14 protein-coding genes and 5 pseudogenes are annotated in these 18557 nt (G+C 67.7%); 10 read left to right on the forward strand and 9 right to left on the reverse strand.

What is annotated here, in order from left to right; all coding sequences use genetic code 11:
- The 5 genes from ACWGJ5_RS45605 to ACWGJ5_RS45625 form a co-directional block, all read left to right on the forward strand.
- A partial coding sequence (locus tag ACWGJ5_RS45605; RefSeq protein WP_453315490.1) for a YncE family protein occupies positions 1-348 on the forward strand: 348 nt, incomplete at its 5' end.
- Between the two features lie 361 nt (positions 349-709).
- A complete protein-coding gene (locus ACWGJ5_RS45610) occupies positions 710-1426 on the forward strand; it encodes a hypothetical protein (protein WP_453315491.1) in 717 nt (238 codons plus the stop codon).
- Positions 1427-1534: 108 nt separating this feature from the next.
- Positions 1535-1933 (forward strand): hypothetical protein, encoded by a 399-nt coding sequence (locus ACWGJ5_RS45615; protein WP_453315492.1) that lies wholly within the window; start codon positions 1535-1537, stop codon positions 1931-1933.
- A gap of 214 nt (positions 1934-2147) precedes the next feature.
- The gene (locus tag ACWGJ5_RS45620) at positions 2148-3335 is read left to right on the forward strand and encodes a methyltransferase domain-containing protein (protein WP_453315493.1); all 1188 of its coding nucleotides are present in this window, start codon (positions 2148-2150) and stop codon (positions 3333-3335) included.
- Positions 3336-3710: 375 nt separating this feature from the next.
- Positions 3711-4031 (forward strand): hypothetical protein, encoded by a 321-nt coding sequence (locus ACWGJ5_RS45625; protein ID WP_453315494.1) that lies wholly within the window; start codon positions 3711-3713, stop codon positions 4029-4031.
- Positions 4032-4227: 196 nt separating this feature from the next.
- Here ACWGJ5_RS45625 and ACWGJ5_RS45630 read toward each other — a convergent pair whose 3' ends face one another.
- From ACWGJ5_RS45630 to ACWGJ5_RS45655, 6 genes and pseudogenes are all read right to left on the reverse strand, one after another.
- The gene (locus ACWGJ5_RS45630; protein WP_453315495.1) at positions 4228-4611 is read right to left on the reverse strand and encodes a transposase; all 384 of its coding nucleotides are present in this window, start codon (positions 4609-4611) and stop codon (positions 4228-4230) included.
- Positions 4612-4686: 75 nt separating this feature from the next.
- The gene (locus tag ACWGJ5_RS45635) at positions 4687-5454 is read right to left on the reverse strand and encodes an ISAs1 family transposase (RefSeq protein WP_453315496.1); all 768 of its coding nucleotides are present in this window, start codon (positions 5452-5454) and stop codon (positions 4687-4689) included.
- Between the two features lie 130 nt (positions 5455-5584).
- Positions 5585-5935 (reverse strand): annotated as a pseudogene (locus tag ACWGJ5_RS45640) (transposase family protein); the annotation flags it as partial.
- Between the two features lie 205 nt (positions 5936-6140).
- Complete coding sequence (locus ACWGJ5_RS45645; protein ID WP_453315497.1) at positions 6141-8381, reverse strand: hypothetical protein; 2241 nt, start codon at positions 8379-8381, stop codon at positions 6141-6143.
- Between the two features lie 162 nt (positions 8382-8543).
- Entirely contained in the window at positions 8544-9740 is a 1197-nt protein-coding gene (locus ACWGJ5_RS45650) for an ISL3 family transposase (RefSeq protein ID WP_453315498.1), read from the reverse strand.
- Between the two features lie 306 nt (positions 9741-10046).
- Positions 10047-10619: a mycothiol transferase gene (locus ACWGJ5_RS45655; protein WP_453315499.1), complete on the reverse strand. Its 573-nt coding sequence runs from the start codon at positions 10617-10619 to the stop codon at positions 10047-10049.
- Between the two features lie 329 nt (positions 10620-10948).
- On the opposite strand from ACWGJ5_RS45655, the gene ACWGJ5_RS45660 reads away from it, so the two are divergent.
- The 4 genes and pseudogenes from ACWGJ5_RS45660 (at position 10949) to ACWGJ5_RS45675 (ending at position 13673) form a co-directional block, all read left to right on the forward strand.
- Positions 10949-11155 carry a cold-shock protein gene (locus ACWGJ5_RS45660; RefSeq protein WP_453315500.1) on the forward strand — a complete coding sequence of 69 codons (207 nt, stop codon included), beginning with the start codon at positions 10949-10951 and terminating at the stop codon, positions 11153-11155.
- 601 nt (positions 11156-11756) lie between these two features.
- A pseudogene (locus tag ACWGJ5_RS45665) lies at positions 11757-11972 on the forward strand (hypothetical protein); the annotation flags it as partial.
- Positions 11973-12087: 115 nt separating this feature from the next.
- Positions 12088-12768, forward strand: coding sequence for a DUF4232 domain-containing protein (locus ACWGJ5_RS45670; protein ID WP_453315501.1), 681 nt, complete (start codon positions 12088-12090; stop codon positions 12766-12768).
- 656 nt (positions 12769-13424) lie between these two features.
- Positions 13425-13673: a hypothetical protein gene (locus tag ACWGJ5_RS45675; RefSeq protein WP_453315502.1), complete on the forward strand. Its 249-nt coding sequence runs from the start codon at positions 13425-13427 to the stop codon at positions 13671-13673.
- Here ACWGJ5_RS45675 and ACWGJ5_RS45680 read toward each other — a convergent pair.
- The 3 genes and pseudogenes from ACWGJ5_RS45680 to ACWGJ5_RS45690 form a co-directional block, all read right to left on the reverse strand.
- Positions 13663-13974 (reverse strand): annotated as a pseudogene (locus tag ACWGJ5_RS45680) (MFS transporter); the annotation flags it as partial. The gene ACWGJ5_RS45675 and the pseudogene ACWGJ5_RS45680 overlap by 11 nt on opposite strands.
- 135 nt (positions 13975-14109) lie before the next feature.
- Positions 14110-14914: pseudogene (locus ACWGJ5_RS45685) on the reverse strand (IS5 family transposase).
- Between the two features lie 259 nt (positions 14915-15173).
- Positions 15174-17075 carry a pentapeptide repeat-containing protein gene (locus ACWGJ5_RS45690; protein WP_453315503.1) on the reverse strand — a complete coding sequence of 634 codons (1902 nt, stop codon included), beginning with the start codon at positions 17073-17075 and terminating at the stop codon, positions 15174-15176.
- Between the two features lie 295 nt (positions 17076-17370).
- Here ACWGJ5_RS45690 and ACWGJ5_RS45695 point away from each other — a divergent pair.
- Positions 17371-18475, forward strand: a pseudogene (locus tag ACWGJ5_RS45695) (IS256 family transposase).
- Positions 18476-18557 lie beyond the last annotated feature (82 nt).

The raw sequence follows: 18557 nt of genomic DNA on the forward strand, positions 1-18557 counted from the left end.
ACCAACCCGGCAGGTATCACGCTCACCTCGGACGGCCTGCACGCCTACGTGGCCAACGCCGGCTCCAACACCGTCTCCGTCATCGACACCACCACTAACCAGGTCATCGCCACCACCGCGGTCGGCACCAACCCCGCCGGAGTGGCAGCCACCCCCGACGGCCGCCACGTCTACGCCATCAACGCCGGCTCGAACGACGTGTCCGTCATCGACACCAGCACCCATCAGGTGACCACCACCATCCCCGTCGGCACCGGCCCGGTCGGGGCGGCAGCCTCCCCCGACAGCCACCACGTGTACGTGGCCAACAGCGGCGCCAACACCGTATCCGTGATCGGCGCGCCCTGACGCTGCCGAATCAGCCCTGACGTGGGCCGGGTGTGGGACTTCCGCCGTGGTGCAACACCTCATGGCCCACTCCGGGAGTACGTGCACCGTTCGTCTGAGCCATGTGTTGCTCAGGTGGCATGTCTTCCTGTACAGAGCTACCGTAGAAATCAATTCCCCGTTTACCAACCTCCCTTGATGGGCGGTGAGTACCCCAAGGCTCGGCCGTGAGTTCGCCACTGCCAAACGGGGGCCCAGCGGCCGAACTCGTCACCATCCGCCGGTTGCAGCGAACCGAGGACTTTCGGCCCGGTCACGGGTGAGGACGCCCGCATCCGGTTCGCCGTGACGCCAATGGACTTGGGAGAGGAAGCGAGCCACGATGGTCGCTTTGTCCAACGTCAGGTTCGGCAAGACCAACGACGATGTGCGCATCGTACAGAAGGCCCTGATCGCACGGGGCCACCAGATTCCTGGCGGAGCCACCGGCACCTTCGACGAACACACCAAGGTGGCCTACCGCGCCGAACAGCTCGCACAGGGCTTCAAAGGAGCGGACGCCGACGGCGTACCCGGCTGCACATCGCTCACCGTGCTCGGCGGTCACGCCGGCTTCCACGTCGACTGCGCCGGCGCCGCACCGCACACCGGCGGCAGGCTCACCCTCAGTCAGGTCACGTACCACGACCCCCGTGACGACTCCGGTGAGGCCGCGATGCGGCGGTACGCCACCAAAGCGTGCCAACTGACAGGCATGGATGCGAAATTTGGTGTGCCCGCGCTGGTCACCATCGCCAAGCGCGAGTCCGCCTACAACAGCCCGAAGTTCCGGGTGAACGACACGGACATCAACGCACACGGCCCCATCGTGGCCGACGGGCACCGGCAGAGCTGCTCCCGGGGTGCCACCCAGTGCATTCCCACCACGTTCGCCGCCTACCACCAGGCGGGCACGGCCACTACGCCCTACGACGTGGTCGCGGACATGTGCGCGACGGTCAACTACGTACGCGACCGGTATCACGTCAACCATTCGGGCTCGAACTTCGCCGCCCGGGTACAGCAGGCAGACCCGCACCGGCCTCCGAAAGGCTACTGAGGGCCGCATTCCACAGCCCGTCGGACACCGCCCCGGTACGAGATGCAGGTGGCCGCGGGACTTACTAGTGTAGATGTGCATGCCCCTCCACCTGAACGAAGGAGGGAAATGGTGTCCGAGACGTCGTCGAACCCTCAGCCGTCGAAGCATCAACGAAACATCCATCCAATGTGGGTGGTGATCGCGGGACTTGTGGTCCTGGGCCTGCTGTCCTGGCTGGCGCTGGCCCTGCTATGGCGGAATCCGGACAAGCTGCCGGGCATCATCGGCGCACTCGCAGCCCCGATCGTCGCCATCGTCTCCGCCTACCTGGGGATAAAGGTGGGGAACGAGCAGGGGCTGGTCGGCACGACTGCGGCTATTCGGTCCCGTGAGCAGGCGGAGAAGAACGTCACCGCCATCCTTGCCGACCTACCGCCTGATCAGGCCGCGAAATACTCCCGGATGCTCGGCGTGCCGGTGGCGCCCGATTCATCACCGCCCGACCAGTCCCAGCCCGGAGAGTGACGCCGTCTTCGACACCCGGTTCGGCGGTGAGCCGAGGCGGGCTGCTGCCATGTCTTCTTCGAGACCGACTTCATCGACGCGGCCGTCGAACACGGCCGGCGCGACGCCCAACGCGTCGTCAGCATGCGCGCGCGGCGGCCTCTGGCACGTCACGGCTTCCGCGGCGTGACGTGGGCTGCAGCACGCACAGTGTAAGGAAAGGCAGGGCGCGACCATGAGCAGGACAGAGCAGTACGAGCGGTACGAGGGCGGCAGCGCGGAGGCCGATCGGCTGGTCTTCGAGTCCCTGGCCGAGGAACTGATGCGCGTCCAGGCCGAGATCAGGAAGTCCAGCGGGGCAGCGGCCCTCGTCAGGAACTTCCATGCCAAGCCGGTGCTCGGCGTGGAGAACGCCCGTCTCAGAATCCACGACCAGGTGCCGCCCGAGCTGCAGACCGGCTACGTCCGGCCCGGTGCCGAGTACCCGGTCACTGTCAGGCTGTCCAACGCCAGCGGCACCCCTCAGGCCGACTCCCTGCCCGACATGCGCGGCGCGGCGCTCCGCGTCGAGGCATCCGACGGCACCAACGACCTTCTCATGACGAACTTTCCGGTGTCCCACGCGCGCAACGCCCGTGAGTTCGTGGCGTTCGCCAGGACGATGGCGGGCGCCCGCAGCCGTCTCCAGACGGCGTTCGCGCTGTTCGTCAAGTTGCCCTTCGCCGTCGGCCGGTCCGCCGCTGCCCGGATGCGCCGGAACGTGCGGGCCGGTGCGGGCGGCGGTGTGCGCAGCCTGGCCCTGGAGACGTACTGGAGCCGCGGCGCCGTCCTGTGGGGCGAGGCCGGACCGGTGCGCTACCAGTTACGCCCCGTGCCGGGCGCGCCCGACGCTCCCGTACCGCCCCGCGCCGACCCGGACCATCTGAGCCGCGAGCTCGGGCAGCGCCTGGCCCGCGGCGACGTCGCCTTCGAGCTGCTCGTGCAGCGGCCTCTGCCGTTCCCAGACGGCGCGTTCGACGATGCCATCGCATGCCTGGTCTTGCACTACCTGGAAGACTGGACGGCGCCGCTCGCCGAACTGCGGCGTGTGCTGGCGCGCGGCGGCCGGCTCATCGTGGCCGTCAACCACCCCTTCGTCTACAGGCTGCAGCATCCCCGTGCCGACTACTTCGCGACCAGCAAGTGGTCCGAGGAGTACACCTTCAGCGGCCAGAGCGCGACGCTTACATACTGGCACCGGCCACTACATGCGATGACCAGCGCCTTCACCGCAGCCGGCTTCCGGATAGCCGTCATCAGCGAACTGCCCCCCGCACCAGGCGCCCGCGAGCGTTTCCCCGGAGTCTTCGAAGAGGTCTTCGGGAACCTGCCTTCGGCGACAGCATTCCTCTGCTTCCTGTTCGTCGTTCTGGAGGCCGCCTGATGAGGTTGGGGACCAGGTGGCTGAGGTGACAGGCTTCAGCACACACGACCGGTCCTCGAGCATCACCAGGTGCTGCCAAAACTCGTCGACATTCTGTGGCAGTCCGGCCCTGACCGCTGCCAAAACTCGGTTCTGGCACAGATCTTGGGGAGCGGTCACAGCGGGTGACCGCAGTGTTCGATTGCGCGCTTCGGGCTCGCGTGAGACCGCGCGTATCCCGCCGCTGTACAGGCGGGAGTTACCCGCCGACGGCCAGATCGATGTTCACGACTTCGGGAGGCGCCCGCCGCTTCCCCGATCCGACCGCCTTGTCGTCGCTCGCCGATGACGGCTGGTCCGACGCAACTGCAACCACGGCGTGGCGTTAAACAGATCATGAAGAAGAACGTCTCATCGAACAGGGGTATCACTGTGGTCAAGAAGGTTCTGGCTGGCGCGGCTTTCGCGATTGCCGCCACGATGGCCGTCGCTGCACCCGCCTCCGCCGCGGACTTCGGCAACGGTGACACCGTCATCGCGGGCGAAGCAGGCGGCATCGGCAACACCTATGGCGCTCCGCTCGCCAACGTCGACTTGCGCTGCGCGGTGCCGCTGCCGGAGGGTGAGGGCATCGGGGGGCACCTGCTCGGCGGGCCGAAGGCCGCGTGCAACATCGCGCCCCTCGATCAGTACCAGGCACCGCAGAAGCTTCTCTGACAGCAGCACCGAGAGTGACGCCTCCCGCGCCGTCCCAACGGGTCCGACAAGGTCGCAGGCGGCTCGGGCGGGCCGCGATGGAGCGATCAACGGAGGTAACTCAGGGAATTCGCCGGTGGACGGGCTCGCAACCGTCCACCGGGCCGTGAGTGACGAACTCGCTCTGGCACAGATCTTGGGGAGCGGCCTCGGAGGGTCACTGGAGCAGGACCATTTTGCGGAGTAGTTCGAATCCGGCGCGTCCGTAGAGTTGCCTTTTGATCTTCTTGATGCGGTTCACGGCGCCTTCGGTACCGCCAGAGCTCCAGTGCAGGGTGAGGCTGGCGGTCACGGCGTCGAGGTCGCGGAGCAGGTGGAGGGCGAAGCCTGTGAGGCCGGGCAGTTGGCTGACGTCGACGGCATTGATCCAGGTGGGGAGCGTGGGACCGAGGCGGTTGGTGAGGATCTCGCCGAAGTCGCGGATGTGCTGGGCGGCGGTGTCGAGTTCGGGACAGCGCGCCAGGACGTCCTTCAAGGCGGCGCGTTCTTCCTCGCTCAGGGCCATGGGGTGGCGGGTGAGCCAGCCGGTGACCTGCCGCACCGTCGGTGGTGGGGGCGGCGCCTGCGGTGGGGTGGCGCGCAGGGCGGCGTCGTTCAGGGGATCTGCCTGGTTTGATCATGTGAGGCCGAGGGTGGCCAGCGGGCGTGTGGTGTCTCTGCCGTGTTTGCGCAGGCCGGCGGCGATGTTGTCGCAGCCGCCGAGGCGGAGGGCGCTGATGGCCAGGTTGCGCAGTGCCGCCATGGCCCGGGGTGCGGTTCCGGTCCGCACGCGCGAGGCGTCCTCGGCGAAGGCGGTGTCGCGCACATGGTGGAGCTTGTTCTCGATGCCCCAGTGCTCGCGCACGCGGTGTGCGATCTCGGGAGCGTCGGCCAGTTCCGCCGTCAGGTCGGTGACCGCGTAGACGCGTTCCAGGGTGACCTTGCCGGTGGTGACGGTCCGGCGACGGCGCACGATCTGCACGGCCTGCGGGGCGTGGGGGAAGCCGATGCCGCGGGTGACGGTGCAGGTCTTGACCCGGCGGATCTCGTCGCGGCCGTGCGCGGTGGCGCGGGTCTTGCCCAGCAGCGGAACATCCCGCCAGGGCAGCTGCTTCAGTTCCTGGTGCAGCGTGGGGTGGTTGGCCTTGATCACGGCGATGTAGTGGGCCTGCTTGTCCTCTACCAGGAAGCGGGCGTGCTCGGTCTGGGAGTGCAGCGCGTCGAAGGTGACCACCGTGTCCGTCAGGTCGAGCGTGGCGAGCAGCGGCTTGAAGACGGTGATCTCGTTGGTCTTGGAGCCGACCTCGCGCTGGGCGGTGACCAGGCCGGTCCCGGTCATCGCGGCGAGCAGGTGGATTTGGGCGCCGTCGGCACGGCGGGCGCCGCGGACCGTCTTGCCGTCCACGGCCAGCGCGCGGCGGCTCCGCCCGCCCGGGTCCTCGCCCGGGGACGGGGCGCTCGGGGTCCCGGGCGGCGAGCCAGGTCCCGATCGCCGCATCGAGGGCGTCGCCGTCGACGCGCTGCAGGATGCGGCGCACGGTGGCCTCGGCCGGGGCAATGGGGCCGGTGGGTTCACGGTTCGGGCCGTCGAGGGCGGCCAGGACGGCGGCCGGGGCGTCGGCTGCCCATTCAGCGATCGCGGTCAGCGACTTCGCGCCGGCCAGCACCGCGCACGCCGCGAGCGCGAGGACGAAGGCGAGGGGATGGGCGGCGGCCCTTGGCCCGGCGCGGATCGGGCACCGTCGCGAGGCAGTCCAGCAGATGCGGGTGTTCCGCGGGCTCGGCAGGGCGGGCGTCGGTGAGTTGGCCCAGGCCGCCGGGGATGGGAGATGATGAGCGGGCAGGCACGGTCTTCCGTTGTGGTGATCAGAGACTCGACACCTCATGATCACCCGGAGGCCGTGCCTGCCTCCGTTCCACCTCAGGCACGAACTCCACGCCCATGCCGATTACCTGAACCATCATCAAGTCGGACAGAAACGCTGAACGACGGCGCCTGCTGCAGAGCCACATCCTGGAAAATCAGAGGCAGACCATGGGCGCGTCTTCGGTCGCCAATTCCGCGTCGCAGCGGTTCGTGGACTGTGGCGGCTACTCACGTTTGAGCAGGCCGGTCAGCCCGGCGACCACGGCGGTGGTCAGTACCCATCCGGCCGCCATGAACGCCCATGAGTAATACATCGCCGCGCCGTCGGGCCGCCAGGCCGTTTTTTGACCGAGATCACCGACGGGCAGCAGCACGTCCAGCGAGTAGGCGAGCGCGTTGAACTCCGGGCCGTGGACGTCGACGCGCGTCATGTGGTGCGGGTGGGCGCTGGCAAACACCACCGACCCCAGGGCGAGCAGCCCGGCCAGCCAGAAGGCAGCCAGCCAGGTGCGGTAGCCATAACCGACGGTCAAGTACAACAGCCAGTCGGCAAGCTTACCGACCGGATTGAGCACCGTGCGGCGGTGCCGCTGCTTGGCAATGGCCACCCGCCGGGCCGCTTCCTCTTGTCCGGCACGCCGGTAGGCGGCGCCGAGCTGGTCGTAAGTCTCGGGCACGTAGCCGCCGGGGTGGCGGGCCAGCCAGCGCAGCCGGCCCCGCACGTCGACGTGGTCGTTGGCAAGGGTGTTGTAGGAGAATCCTTGCAGATGCAGCGTGGTGGGCCAGGTCTTTGGATCGTCGTCGAAGAGCCCGATCCGGGCGTTGCTGAGGTTGATGGCGCCGTCGGGAGACCGGCGGGGCCGCAGCAACAGTGCGGTCGCCTGCACATCTTCCAGATCCAGGGCATGCCCATCAGGGTTGGACAGGGCCGATTCGCTCATATCGATGAGACCGCCAAGCCGGGCCCCCGACAGCTGAACCGCTCCCGTGGCGGTAAACCCCTGCAGATACATGTCGCTGTCGACAGTCAACCGGGTGCCGCGCAGTGCATGCCCGTCCGGGTTGTTAAGGGTGGCGCCTGCAAAGGAGACCATGTTGCCGGACCGGGCGCCGGCCAGGGAGACTTCTCCGTCGACGACGGACCCGTTGCCGCACACGATGTTCTGCTCGACTATTAGCGTGTCGCCGGTCAGCGCGACCGCACCGGGGTTGGTAAGCCGGGCCCCAATGAATTCGAGATGGCCGCCGACGCGGGAATCCGACAACTGGATTTCCCCCTCGGCGGTGAATCCGTGCCGGAACAGCAGGTCATCGTCGACGGATTGCCGCACGGCGTACAGAGCTCGCCCGCCAGGGTTGGCCAGATGCGCTGCGTCGAACAGCAATCTGCCCCCGATACGCGCGCCGAGCATCCGGACCTCGCCCTCGGCGGTCAGGCTCCGGCAGGACATGTCCCGTGCGACGGTCAGTCCCTCGGCCTCCAGCGCCGAGGCGTCTGGGTTGATCAGCCGTGCTCGGTCAAGACCGAGGACGCCGCCGATCTGTGCGCCGGACAAACGCAACTCTCCCTCGACGGTAAAGCCGTCCTCGCCGTACATGCCGTGCTCGACGGCGAGCAGGTAGGCATTGAGTGCTCGCCCGCCGGGGTTGGTGAGGCGGGCTCCGGTCAAGGCGAGGATCCCGCGGATGCGGGCACCGACCAGGCGGACTTCTCCCTGGCCGACAAAGGCGTGCTGGAAGAACACGCCCTTGTCCACGGTGATGACATCGGCGTTCAGTGCGCACCCACCTGGGTTGATGAGCTCAGTCCCGTCAAACGACAAGGTCCCCCCGATGTGTGCGCCCAGCAGGTGGACCTCCCCGGTGATCACCCCCTCCCGACAGAACATGCTCTGTTCCACGGTGAGCCCTTCCGCATCCAGGGCCTGCCTGCCGGGATTGATCAAGCGGGCCCGGCTGAGGTCGAGTTGGCCACCGATGCGGGCACCGCGCAGACTGGTCTCACCCTCGACGGTAAGGCCGTTGCTGAGATCCAGGTTGCCGCTGGTGCGAAGCTGCTCAGCGGTCAGGCCGGTCAGGTAGCAGCCGGGCAGGCGGATGGCCGGGGCGGTGGCTTGGCCGAGGTTAACCGGCTCTTCGAAATAGCAATCGGCCAGCAGCACCGGGCACACCAGCTCAGCGGCCTCCAGATCAAGCGCGCCGGTGATACGGGCGCCACGCAGCTTCACCGCCCGCAACCGGCCGCCGTCAGGAGTTCGCTCTCCAGTCAGCAATCCCACCAGCAGCTCGGCTCGAACCGTCCGCTCAGCAGCCCAATTTCCTCCCTGCACGGGATCGTCCAGTTCGACATCGCCCACACGCAGGTCAACGAACCTGCCCTGACCAACGGCCTGCACCAGCTCATGCTCGCCAGCGCTCAGCCCCCTGCCGTCGGACTGCTGTGAGGCTATGTCAGGCATGCTCATGGCGATGGCGCTCCCGGAGGTGGTTGGGCTGACGACCAGTATGCCCAGCCCACGGACCACCACAAGGCTCATTGATACCGCAGGTCCCACGCCCTCGCCGCCGCCCTACGGCGCAACGCACGCGACGCCACCCGCCCGCTCACTCTCCTCGGCCTCACATGATCACGAACCGGACATCTCGCGACTATGCCGAAGCCCTGGGGTGGCGCGCAGGGTGGCGATGTAGGCGCGGACCATCTGGTAGGTGACAGGGGCGTTTTCGGAGAGGAGTTCGCGGTGGAGGCGTGTGACGCTCGTGCATCCTGCGGCGAACCGCCGTGCCAGGTAAGGCTTGTAGGGATCCAGACGGCTGGACCGGGGCCGGTTTTCGCGCAGAGTGTCCTGCCAGTGCGCGGCACTGGCGTACCGCAGCACGGTGTTGAGTCCCCAGCCCAGGTGGCGGGCGATCGCGCGGCGTGAGCGGCCCTGCGCCAGCAGCTCGTGGACCAGGGCGTGTGCCGCCTTCTTGCGCTGGGCCCGCCGACCGTCAGGGGCGGGTCCGGTTGGCTCCAGGTAATCCGGCGGCCTGCGCGGTGTCGGAGCACGCAAGCATTCGCGGTGGGCGGCGACGCAGGTCTCCACGGCCCGGCCGAGGCCCTGCCACAGGTGGAAACGATCGGCGACTTGGAAGGCGTCGGGGGCGCCGAGCCGGGCTCCTTCGGCGTAGGCGCCCGCCCGGTCCCGGCAGATGATCTCCACGCCCGGGTGGGTGGCCAGCCACGCAGCCAGGGGTCCGGACTCGCGTGTCGGGAGCACATCGACCACGCGATGGGTTTCCCCGCAGGTCAAGACGGTGGAGTAAGTCTGGCCCCGGCGGGTGGCGAAGTCGTCCACGCCCAGGACGCGTGGCGTGCCGAACTGCGGGTCCGGCAGCGCCATGACCCTGCGCAGCAAGGTCATCCGCCCTGCGTGGAAGCCCAGTTGAGTGCCCAGCCGGGCGCCGGCCCGTCCGGCGAGTGCGAGCCCGACACACTCCAGGATGCGGTCGAGCCGCGTAGTGAACCGCGCGTATGGGGCAGTCAGCTTCGGAAACGGCTCGGCGAACGTGCGGCGCGAGCAGACCTCCGCACCGCAGATGAAACGCCGGACCGTCAGATGGATCACGACGCTCTGCCCACCGAGCGGGAGGTCCTTCAGCCTGCGCTGATAGGAATCGTGCACCCGGCCGGAGAAGCTCCCGCAGTCCGGACACGTTGCCCCGGCCGCCCGGCCTCTCGCCACCACATCGACCGTGCCGAAGGCGGCCGTCACCGCCTCGACGTCCAGGTCGTCGATCCCAGCGAACACGAACAAGTCCCAGAACGATGCGTCGGCCTGCATGGCCAGCACCGTCACCGGCCCAAGCCCAGGCTGGCGAGGCCAGCCCACGACCTGATGGAGCGTCACTCCTGCCTGTACGGCGGCGGGATGTGCGCGGTCTCACGCGAGCCCGAAGCGCGCAATCGAACACTGCGGTCACCCGCTGTGACCGCTCCCCAAGATCTGTGCCAGAACCCAAAACTCATCGACAACCGTTGCTGCTACTCGGAGACGAAGACAGGTTGGTATCAACCGGGCTGCCTGGGCAATCAAGAGCTGACTGGTGGTCGATTCCGGGCGCTGTCCGGGCTGAGGGGCAGAGGATCGTCAACAACCAATGCGGTCAGGTTTGGCGTCGGCTGCTGCTTTGGCGGCTCGCTCGAGCTTCGCGTGCTGGGCTTCCCAGAAGGCCGCGTCGCGGTTCGGGATCGCGTACTCGGCCGCTGTCCCGGTCGAGCCATCGAGATGTTCGCGCAGGATGTCGGCGTGTCCGGTGTGCCGGCTGGCCTCGGTGAGCGTGTGGACCAGGCTGTTGAACAGCATCACGTTGGGGCGTGGCCACCAGGGCACCTCGCCGGGGGAGTCAATGGCGAGGGCATTGATCGTCGCATCTGAGTGCTCCCATATGCGACGATAGCGGTCGGTGATCTGCTCGTGTGTCTCCTGCTCGGTCGCCCACATGTCGGCGCCACGCTCCTCGGCGTGGTCCCACCGGGGCAGGGGTTCGAGGAACGGTCGGCCGAAGACCTCGCCGAAGTACCTGGACTCCCAGAGCGGCAGGTGCTTGACCAAGCCAAGAAGGTTGGTACCCCTCGACGTCAGGGGGCGGCGGACGTGACTCGCCGCGGCGAAATTGTCTTCCGCGAGAGCGTGCAGGGGCAGACTGTCGGGTGCGGTCATTGTGCTGATCTCCTTCGGGCTTCGACACCTCGAAGATCAGCCGGTGGCCGTCCATCTCTGCGGGCATCATCCCGATGCTGGGACAAACCCCGGATCAGGTCGAACCCGTACACCATCTCCATGGACGCAACCGCCTTCAGACGGTCGCCCCTGACGGACTGTTTCTATCTGGCGTCGACCGAATGCGCGGTGTAGCGTCGTGGTGGTTGTCGTGGGTCATTGTTCCTGCCCGTACCGCGAGGTGCGGGTGTTTTGTTGTGCGGGGTGTGACCAGGGCGATCACTGCGGGTCTGCATGGTGTGGACCCGGTTCGACCGAGAGGTAGTTGCATGGCCGGCGGTACCGTGAAGTGGTTCAACGCCGAGAAGGGTTTCGGTTTCATCCAGCAGGACGGCGGAGGCCCGGATGTCTTCGCGCACTACTCCAACATCAACTCTTCCGGCTTCCGTGAGCTGCAGGAAGGCCAGGCCGTGACCTTCGACGTCACGCAGGGCCAGAAGGGTCCGCAGGCGGAGAACATCACGGTCGTCGCCTGAGCGACGCCGTGTGCGTGGTCCCCGGCTTTAGCGGGGGAGCACGCGTTACGGCGGCCACGTTTTCCATCGTCTCGGCGGTCGGTAGACGCTGACGTACATGCGGTCGTCGGCGATGTCGGTGATCGCAACGTACTTGCCGTCGGGACCGAAGATGGATGCGAGGCGGGTACTCCTGATGGGCATCGGTTGATCTGCTCGATATCCGTGTTCGGTGCCGTATCATGATGGAGAGGACGGAGCAGCCCACGCCCGACGGCACAGCCAGCGGCCGGGTGTCTGAGAAACCTATGTGCACCGCCTCCCAGACCGTGGCCTCGTCGTTGGTTAACTGGTTGCTGGCCCATGGGTGGCTCGTGGCCGTAATCTGAGTGCTCGCGGTCCTGTCCGGCGGCGGTCGGCTGCGTCAAAAGCAGCAGAGAGCGCGCTGGGAAGCGGTGCGGGCTCAGGGCCTGCGCTACGGCCAGCACAGCTGGACGCCCTGCACCACTCATGGTTCGAGGACGCGATACGGGACCTCATCGCCGGGACGGCTGCCAGGACGCTGAACGGGTCGGCGGCGGCAGGGACCTGGGCGCGGACTTGAAGGCGACCGACTCGTACGGGGGGCGACCTCACCGTGGCCGAACAAAACGTCAACGCCAACAATGCCGACCCGGGCGGTACCGCCCAGGACCTGGCCGCCTCCGGCGCGGAGGTGCTGGCCTTGGTGGAGCTGACCCCGCAGGCCCACGGCACGTACGAGAAGGAACTGGCGAAGACGTACCTGTACCACACGGTCCAGGGCACGGTCGGTGCGCCGTCCAGGCCGTCTAGCGGCGTGACATAACAGTGAAACTGCTGGGACGCGTCCGGTACAACCGGCGCGGCACATGCGGCGTCATGAGTGTCACACGGCCAATGAGCCGATCTGCGCAGCAAGAAGGGCAACCGCGATGTCATCTTCACTCACGCTCCGGCGAGTATTCCTGGCCACCGGGCTGACCTGCGTCGCGGTGCTCGCCACCGGCTGCAGCGTGGGCTCGGCCACCTCCTCCGGTGGCACCGCTGCGGCCACGGCTTCTGGCGCGCCGGCCACGAAGGCGCCGGCCACGACGGCGCCGGCCGCGGCCACCACGGCTCGGGCCGGCAGTACGGGCACCAACACCCAGGCGCAACCGGCCGGTACAACGCACAGGCGCACCGCCGCCTGTCCGACCCGCTATCTGAATGCCAGACCGGGTGTCAGCCAGGGCACCGCCGGCAGCGTCTACCAGGTGATCGACTTCACGAACATCTCCCAGACCACCTGCACCCTGTATGGCTATCCCGGGGTGTCACTCGCGGGCGGCAGCCCGGTCCATCAGATCGGCCCGGCCGCCACGCGGAACACCACCGTCCCCCGCGCGCTTGTGACGCTGGCACCGGGGGCCACCGGCAACGCGCTGCTGCGGATTTCGGACGCCGGTAACTACCCTACGGCGCAGTGCCATCCGGCCTCCGCGCAGTACCTGCAGGTCTACCCGCCCGGCCAGACGACCCCGATCTACGTCGCCTACAACTCGACGGCCTGTGCCGGGACGGTCGGCCTCCTGAGCGTCAGCGCGGTCCAGCCGGGCTCGGGAAGCGTGTCGTAGTACGCCGGACCAACGGCGGTGCGCTCCGGCCACCGGGCCACGACGCGGTGCCGTGAGCCTGTCCCGTGCCCGTGTACGGGTCTCGAACAAAAGGCCCTAATACGGCGCGTTTTTTGGTGAGTTGGCCACCGCTGACCCATGCCGTCCACATAGCCCACCTGGACGACGAGTGCTGCGCTGCGGACGAGCGAAGTGCAGGTTCAGGCGCCTGCTCGGGCTCTCGGAGCCCCGGCCTTCCCGGTTCTGACGCTTCTTGCACCGCCCATCGGCCCTGTGTGCACTCGTGCGCCTTGGGGCGGGCGGTAAGAGGGCGTCGGGATGGGGGCGCATGAGCGCAGTTGTCGCTCGTCCGTGAGGGGGCGTCATGCGTTCTATCCACCGCGCCGTGCCGCTGGTGCTGCTCTCTTGCCTGCTGCTGGCAGGTTGTTCATCCGGTTCACACTCCGGGGCAAACACCTCGGGGAAGGGCTGAGCGTCGGCGGCGGGGCCGTCAGGGACTGCCGTACCTGCGGGAGGGGCGAAGATCCCGGTGGGTGCGGGGCCGCAGTCGACGTACACGGTGCAGCAGCAGCAGCCCGCGGGAAGTTGCCACTACCGGTACGAGAAGGGCGAGCCCCTTGGGGACCTGGCGTGCACTCGGGGCGCGATCTCCGGCGGTGACGCAGGCGAACCTGGCCACGACGATTTGTCGCAAGGGCGGCTACACCAAGGGTATCCGCCCGCCGGCCACCGTCACCGGCAAGGAGAAGAGGCTCAACGCCGCCTCCTACGGCTACAAGGGCAGCCTCGGGGATGCTGAATACGATCACCTGTTATCCGGCGTCGTGACGGCGTGTGGAACCTTGTGTCCTCGTCAGAACCTCAGCGGTGTGCCGCTGAGGCAGCCCATGAACGTCATGTCGTGACATCCGCGCTGTTCGGCGAAGCGTCTTCCTCGGCGTGCCGCTTCAGGGCGCCTCGCTCACCCGGACGTTCCATCTCGCGCCATTCCGGGCGCAGTCCAGTCAGGTTCGTGGTGAGGAAGTAAGCCGTTCCAGAGGCGAGCAGCACTGGCACAAGACCGGCAGAGGCCACCGCCGCCCCAGCGATCAGTCCGCCGAGAGGGATGCCGGCCCAGGCCAGCGAGTTACCGAGCGCGTTGACCCGGCCCAGCATCCGGCGTGGCACCCGTTCGAAGAGGATGGCCCCCAGCACCGGGTTGAGGAAGTCCGACCACCAGACTGCTCGCCGACGGTGTCGAACTGCATTACCAGCCCCCGGTACGGGGGCGGACAAGCCGAATGCGGCCAAGCTCGCCGCCGCACTGAGGCGGGCTGGCCATGGGCGCGCTATGACGCCGTTTCAGTTGGTGAGTCGTCGGTGGCAGATGAGGGCTGCTGCTATGCCGACGAAGGCGAGGAAGTGTTCCGGCTTTCGCTCGTAGCGGCGGTGCAGGCGTCGGCAGCCGGCCAGCCATGACACGGTCCTCTCGACCACCCAGCGGTGACGGCCGAGCCGCGTGGACGACTCGATGCCCTTACGGGCGATGCGGTGCCGAATGCCTCGTTCACGGAACCATTTCCGCGCGTGGTCGTAGTCATAGCCCTTGTCGGCGTGGAGCTTGGCGGGGCGTCGGCGGCGGGGCCCGCGGCGGGAGCGGATGGGCGGGATCCCGCGCACGAGCGGCTTCAGGCCGAGGCTGTCGTGCATGTTGGCGCCGGAGATCCCCAGCGACAGGGGCAGTCCGCTCCGGTCCGTGATGAGGTGGATCTTCGATCCCAACTTGCCACGGTCGGTCGGATTCGGTCCGGTCAGTGGCCCCCTTTTGCGGCCCGGACACCGACCGAGTCGATCGCGCATCGCGACCAGTCCAACTCGCCACGGCTGCCGAGTTCGTCCAGACGCGGTGGAGCCTGGCCCAGACCCTGTCCCGGCTCCACTGGGCAAAGCGCCGGTAGACCGTGGGCCAGGCCGGTGCGAACACCGGCGGCAACTGCCGCCAGGTACAGCCCGATGTGGCCACGAAGATGATCGCGGAAAGCGTTTCGCGATCACCCGCCCGACGTCGGCCCCCGCCCTGCGGACGCCTCACCTCCGTCGGCGGCACCACCCGCCGGAACAACACCCATAACTCGTCCGGCACCAGCCGCTCAACCAGATCCGTCATGCACGATTCAACGAACGATCACACCAAAGGAAACGGTGTCTTAGGCCGGGGCCGCCTGCTTCGTCAGAGCGGAGAGCGGGGCGCGTCGGCATTTCTCCGCCGCGCAGCTGCTCCCAGTCGAACTCCGGGGGCGCGGCGGGGAGCGCGTCGACGGACGCCGTGGTGTAGTGCGCGACGTTGACGGCCCCGGCCCGGCAGGTGCTGGGCCCGTCAACTGCGGCGAGCGGACCCATCCGAGCCGTACCTCGTGGGGCGCTGCTCAACGTTTGATGCGTCCGCGTACGGCGAGGGCGGCCAACGCGAGAAGGGTGGGTTCCAGCAGGCGGGAGGCCATCTCAACGTAGGTGCCGGCGGTGGTGAGATTTTGGCCTGACGAGCGGAAGACCACTGAGTTGACAGCAACGCGAGTCGCCTTCTCCGCGCGAGCCCATGTCATGCGCTGGGACCAGACTTCGTGGAGAGCGGGATCGGGCGTGCTGGTAGTGAGGCTGATCTCGCTGCCGTGGAGGATTCCGGTGGTTGCGGGGTCGGGGTCGTGGGTGGGCAGTCCGAATCCCATCAGCAGGAGGACGGTCAGAGACATCGCGGCCAGGAGCCAGCTCAGGGCGCGGGAGGAGCGCAGGCCGTAGCCCGAGAGCAGCCAGTAGCCGAACAGCAGGCCGCGTTCGCCGGGCGGGGTGCCGGTCCGGTCGTGGCGGCGCATCTCCATCTCGCCGTAGTAGAAATCGGCGGCCCCAGGCTCGTTCTTGCCGTCTTCGAAGGCTTTGCGTAGTTGCCGGTAGATGGCTGCCACGTCCTCCGGGTCGGGGGTGAGGTCGGGGTCGGGATGGTGCGGGCCGGTGCGCCAAGCTCGGGACAGTGAGGAGGACGTCTGGCCTGCGACTGGGACGGGCTGGTGTGCCTGCTGGGCCCGCCAGTGGTGTTCCTCCGCGAGGACGCGTCGGCGGGTCCACCGCACCGGCCATATGGCGCGGCGGTGCAAGCCGACGGGGGCGGTGGCAAAGATGCAACGGCCTTCCAAGCGGAGCTGGTCGAGGTGGAAGGCGCCGGAGAACAGGCAGTCGGTCAGGTCGGTATCGGTCAGGACCAGGTGCGTGGCGTCCACCCCCTGCACCGAAGCCACCCGTACCCCGGCGACGCCTGTCAGCAGATCTTCGATCATGGTTGTGTTGCTGATGGTGAAGCGGGCAGGGTGGGCAGTGATTGCTACGGGGGCGGAGAGCACCGCGTGACTGAGGTCTACTGTGGTGTAGCGCAGACGCACGGTCGCCGTCGCCTGCCACCGCGTGCGCACACAGTGCACCTCACGCGCTGCGATCTCCAGCGACACCGGCGCCTCGAACACCGCGCCAGACAGATCGACTGTCTTTCCACACACAAACGGCCCGAACCACGACATCGCCCGGAAATGCGCATCCCCGAAAATGACGTTGTCGCAGAAACGCACGCCATCAAACCCGGCGTCGCCGGAGAACAGTGTCCTGCCGAACATGGCAGCGCCGAGGAACTCTGCCCCTCCGAACCAGGCAGCGTCCGAGAACCGGGCCTCGTCAAACAGGGCGAAGCCGGAAAACTGCGTTGCGATGAACCCGGCGCGGCCACCGAACCGCGCCTCGACGAAGTGGGCGTCGCCAGAGAACCGTGCCCTGCCGAACTCGGCCTCACCGGAGAACTGCGCCCCGTTGAACGATGTACGGCTGGAGAACTGCACATCGTCGAACGAGGCATCGCCGAAGAACCGTGCCTCATCGAACGAGGCATCGCCGGAGAACCGCACATCAATGAATCCTGCGGGTCCGGAGAACTGCGCCTCGTCGAACGAAGCGTCACCAGAGAACCGTACCGCCGCGAATGGGGCGACGGCAGAGAACTGCGCCCCATCGAACCGGGCGGACCCGACGTGGACCTTTCGAGTGGTGGGATCGCGCAGGGCGTCGAGGAGGGAGATGAGGAGCGATTCAGTGAAGGTAGTGCCGCCGTGGTCGATGTCGGCGCCGGGAGTCAGGCCAGCCAGGTAGTTACTGCGGTCCGTATCGGAGAGGTGAGCCAGGCACGCGGCGTAACCGGAGAGTTTGGCACCACGGCAGCCGACGGGATCGTTGGCGGGATCGGCGCCCTGACCGCAGTGCGGCGAAGAAGGCGCTGGAGCTGGCGGGCTCATGCTTGAAGACTCCGATGTGCGAGGAGAGACCGAAGGGCGGCGACCATCTGTGCAGCAAAGCGGCAGACGGACAGAGGAGGGCGCGCGGTTCCCAAAACCGTTGCTTGTCTCGCACTCCAAACGCACGGTCACTGACCCGCGCGCTCAGCCTTCGGTGTCACGGGTTGCGTCCATGGAGATGGTGTACGGGTTCGACCTGATCCGGGGGTTTGCTCCGGCGTCGGGATGATGCCCGCATAGATGAACGGCCACCGGCTGATCTTCGAGGTGTCGAAGCCCGAAGGAGATCAGCACGATGACCGCACCCGACAGTCTGCCCCTGCATGCTCTAGCGGAAGACAACCTCGCCGCGGCGAGTCCCGATCTGCTGCGCGCGATGGTCAAAACGTTCGCCGACGCCCTCATGTCCGCCGAGGCCGACGCCCTCTGCAACGCCGAATACGGGCAGGTCAGCGACGAGCGAGTCAACCACCGCAACGGATATCGTCCCCGCGAGTGGGACACCCGCGCCGGCACCGTCGAACTCGCCATCCCCAAGCTCAGGTCCGGCAGTTACTTCCCGCACTGGCTACTGGAACGACGACGCCGGGCCGAGCAGGCCCTCATTGCGGTGGTCGCCACCGCCTACCTGCTCGGTGTCTCAACCCGCCGCGTCGAGAAACTTGCCGAGTCCCTCGGCGTCACGCAGCCGTCGAAGTCCCAGGTCTCGGCGATGGCCAAGCACCTGGACGAGCAGGTCGCCGCCTTCCGAGATCCTCGGCCTGGACGTCGCCACCGCCGAGGACGGCGCCGGCTGGCTGGCATTCCTGCGCTCACTGATCGCCCGCGGCCTGACGGGCGTCCAGCTCGTCATCTCCGACGCCCACGCCGGCCTGGTCGACGCCGTCGGCGCCGTGCTGCCCGGCGCCTCGTGGCAGAGATGCCGCACTCATTACGCCCGCAGCCTGCTCTGTCAGGTTCCCAAGTCCGCCCAGCCCTGGGTCGCCACGCTGCTGCGGACCGTCTTCGAGCAACCCGACTCCGATGCGGTCCAGGCCCAGATGCGGCACGTCCTCGACGCCCTGGAGGCGAAGTTCGCCAAGGCCGCCGAACACCTCGATGCCGCCCAGCACGAGCTGCTGGCCTTCACCGCCTTCCCTCGCGAGATCTGGCGGCAGATCTGGTCGAACAACCCGCAAGAGCGGCTGAACAAGGAGATTCGCCGCCGCACCGACGTGGTCGGGATCTTCCCCGACCGCTCCGCCGTGATCCGCCTGGTCGGCGCGGTGCTGGCCGAGCAGAACGACGAGTGGACCGAGGCCCGCCGCTACATGGGACGCGACCTGCTGGCCAAGGCCCGCCCCCACCCGATCGAGTCAGAAACCGACGAGACCGTCCTGCCCACCGAACTCACCTCCTAATGATGTTGTCAAGCCATCGCGGCGACGGGGAGGTTGGCTTGGTAGCACTGTCCGTCACGGATGAGAGCCCACAAGACATTCA

Source organism: Streptomyces sp. NPDC054783, assembly GCF_053611725.1.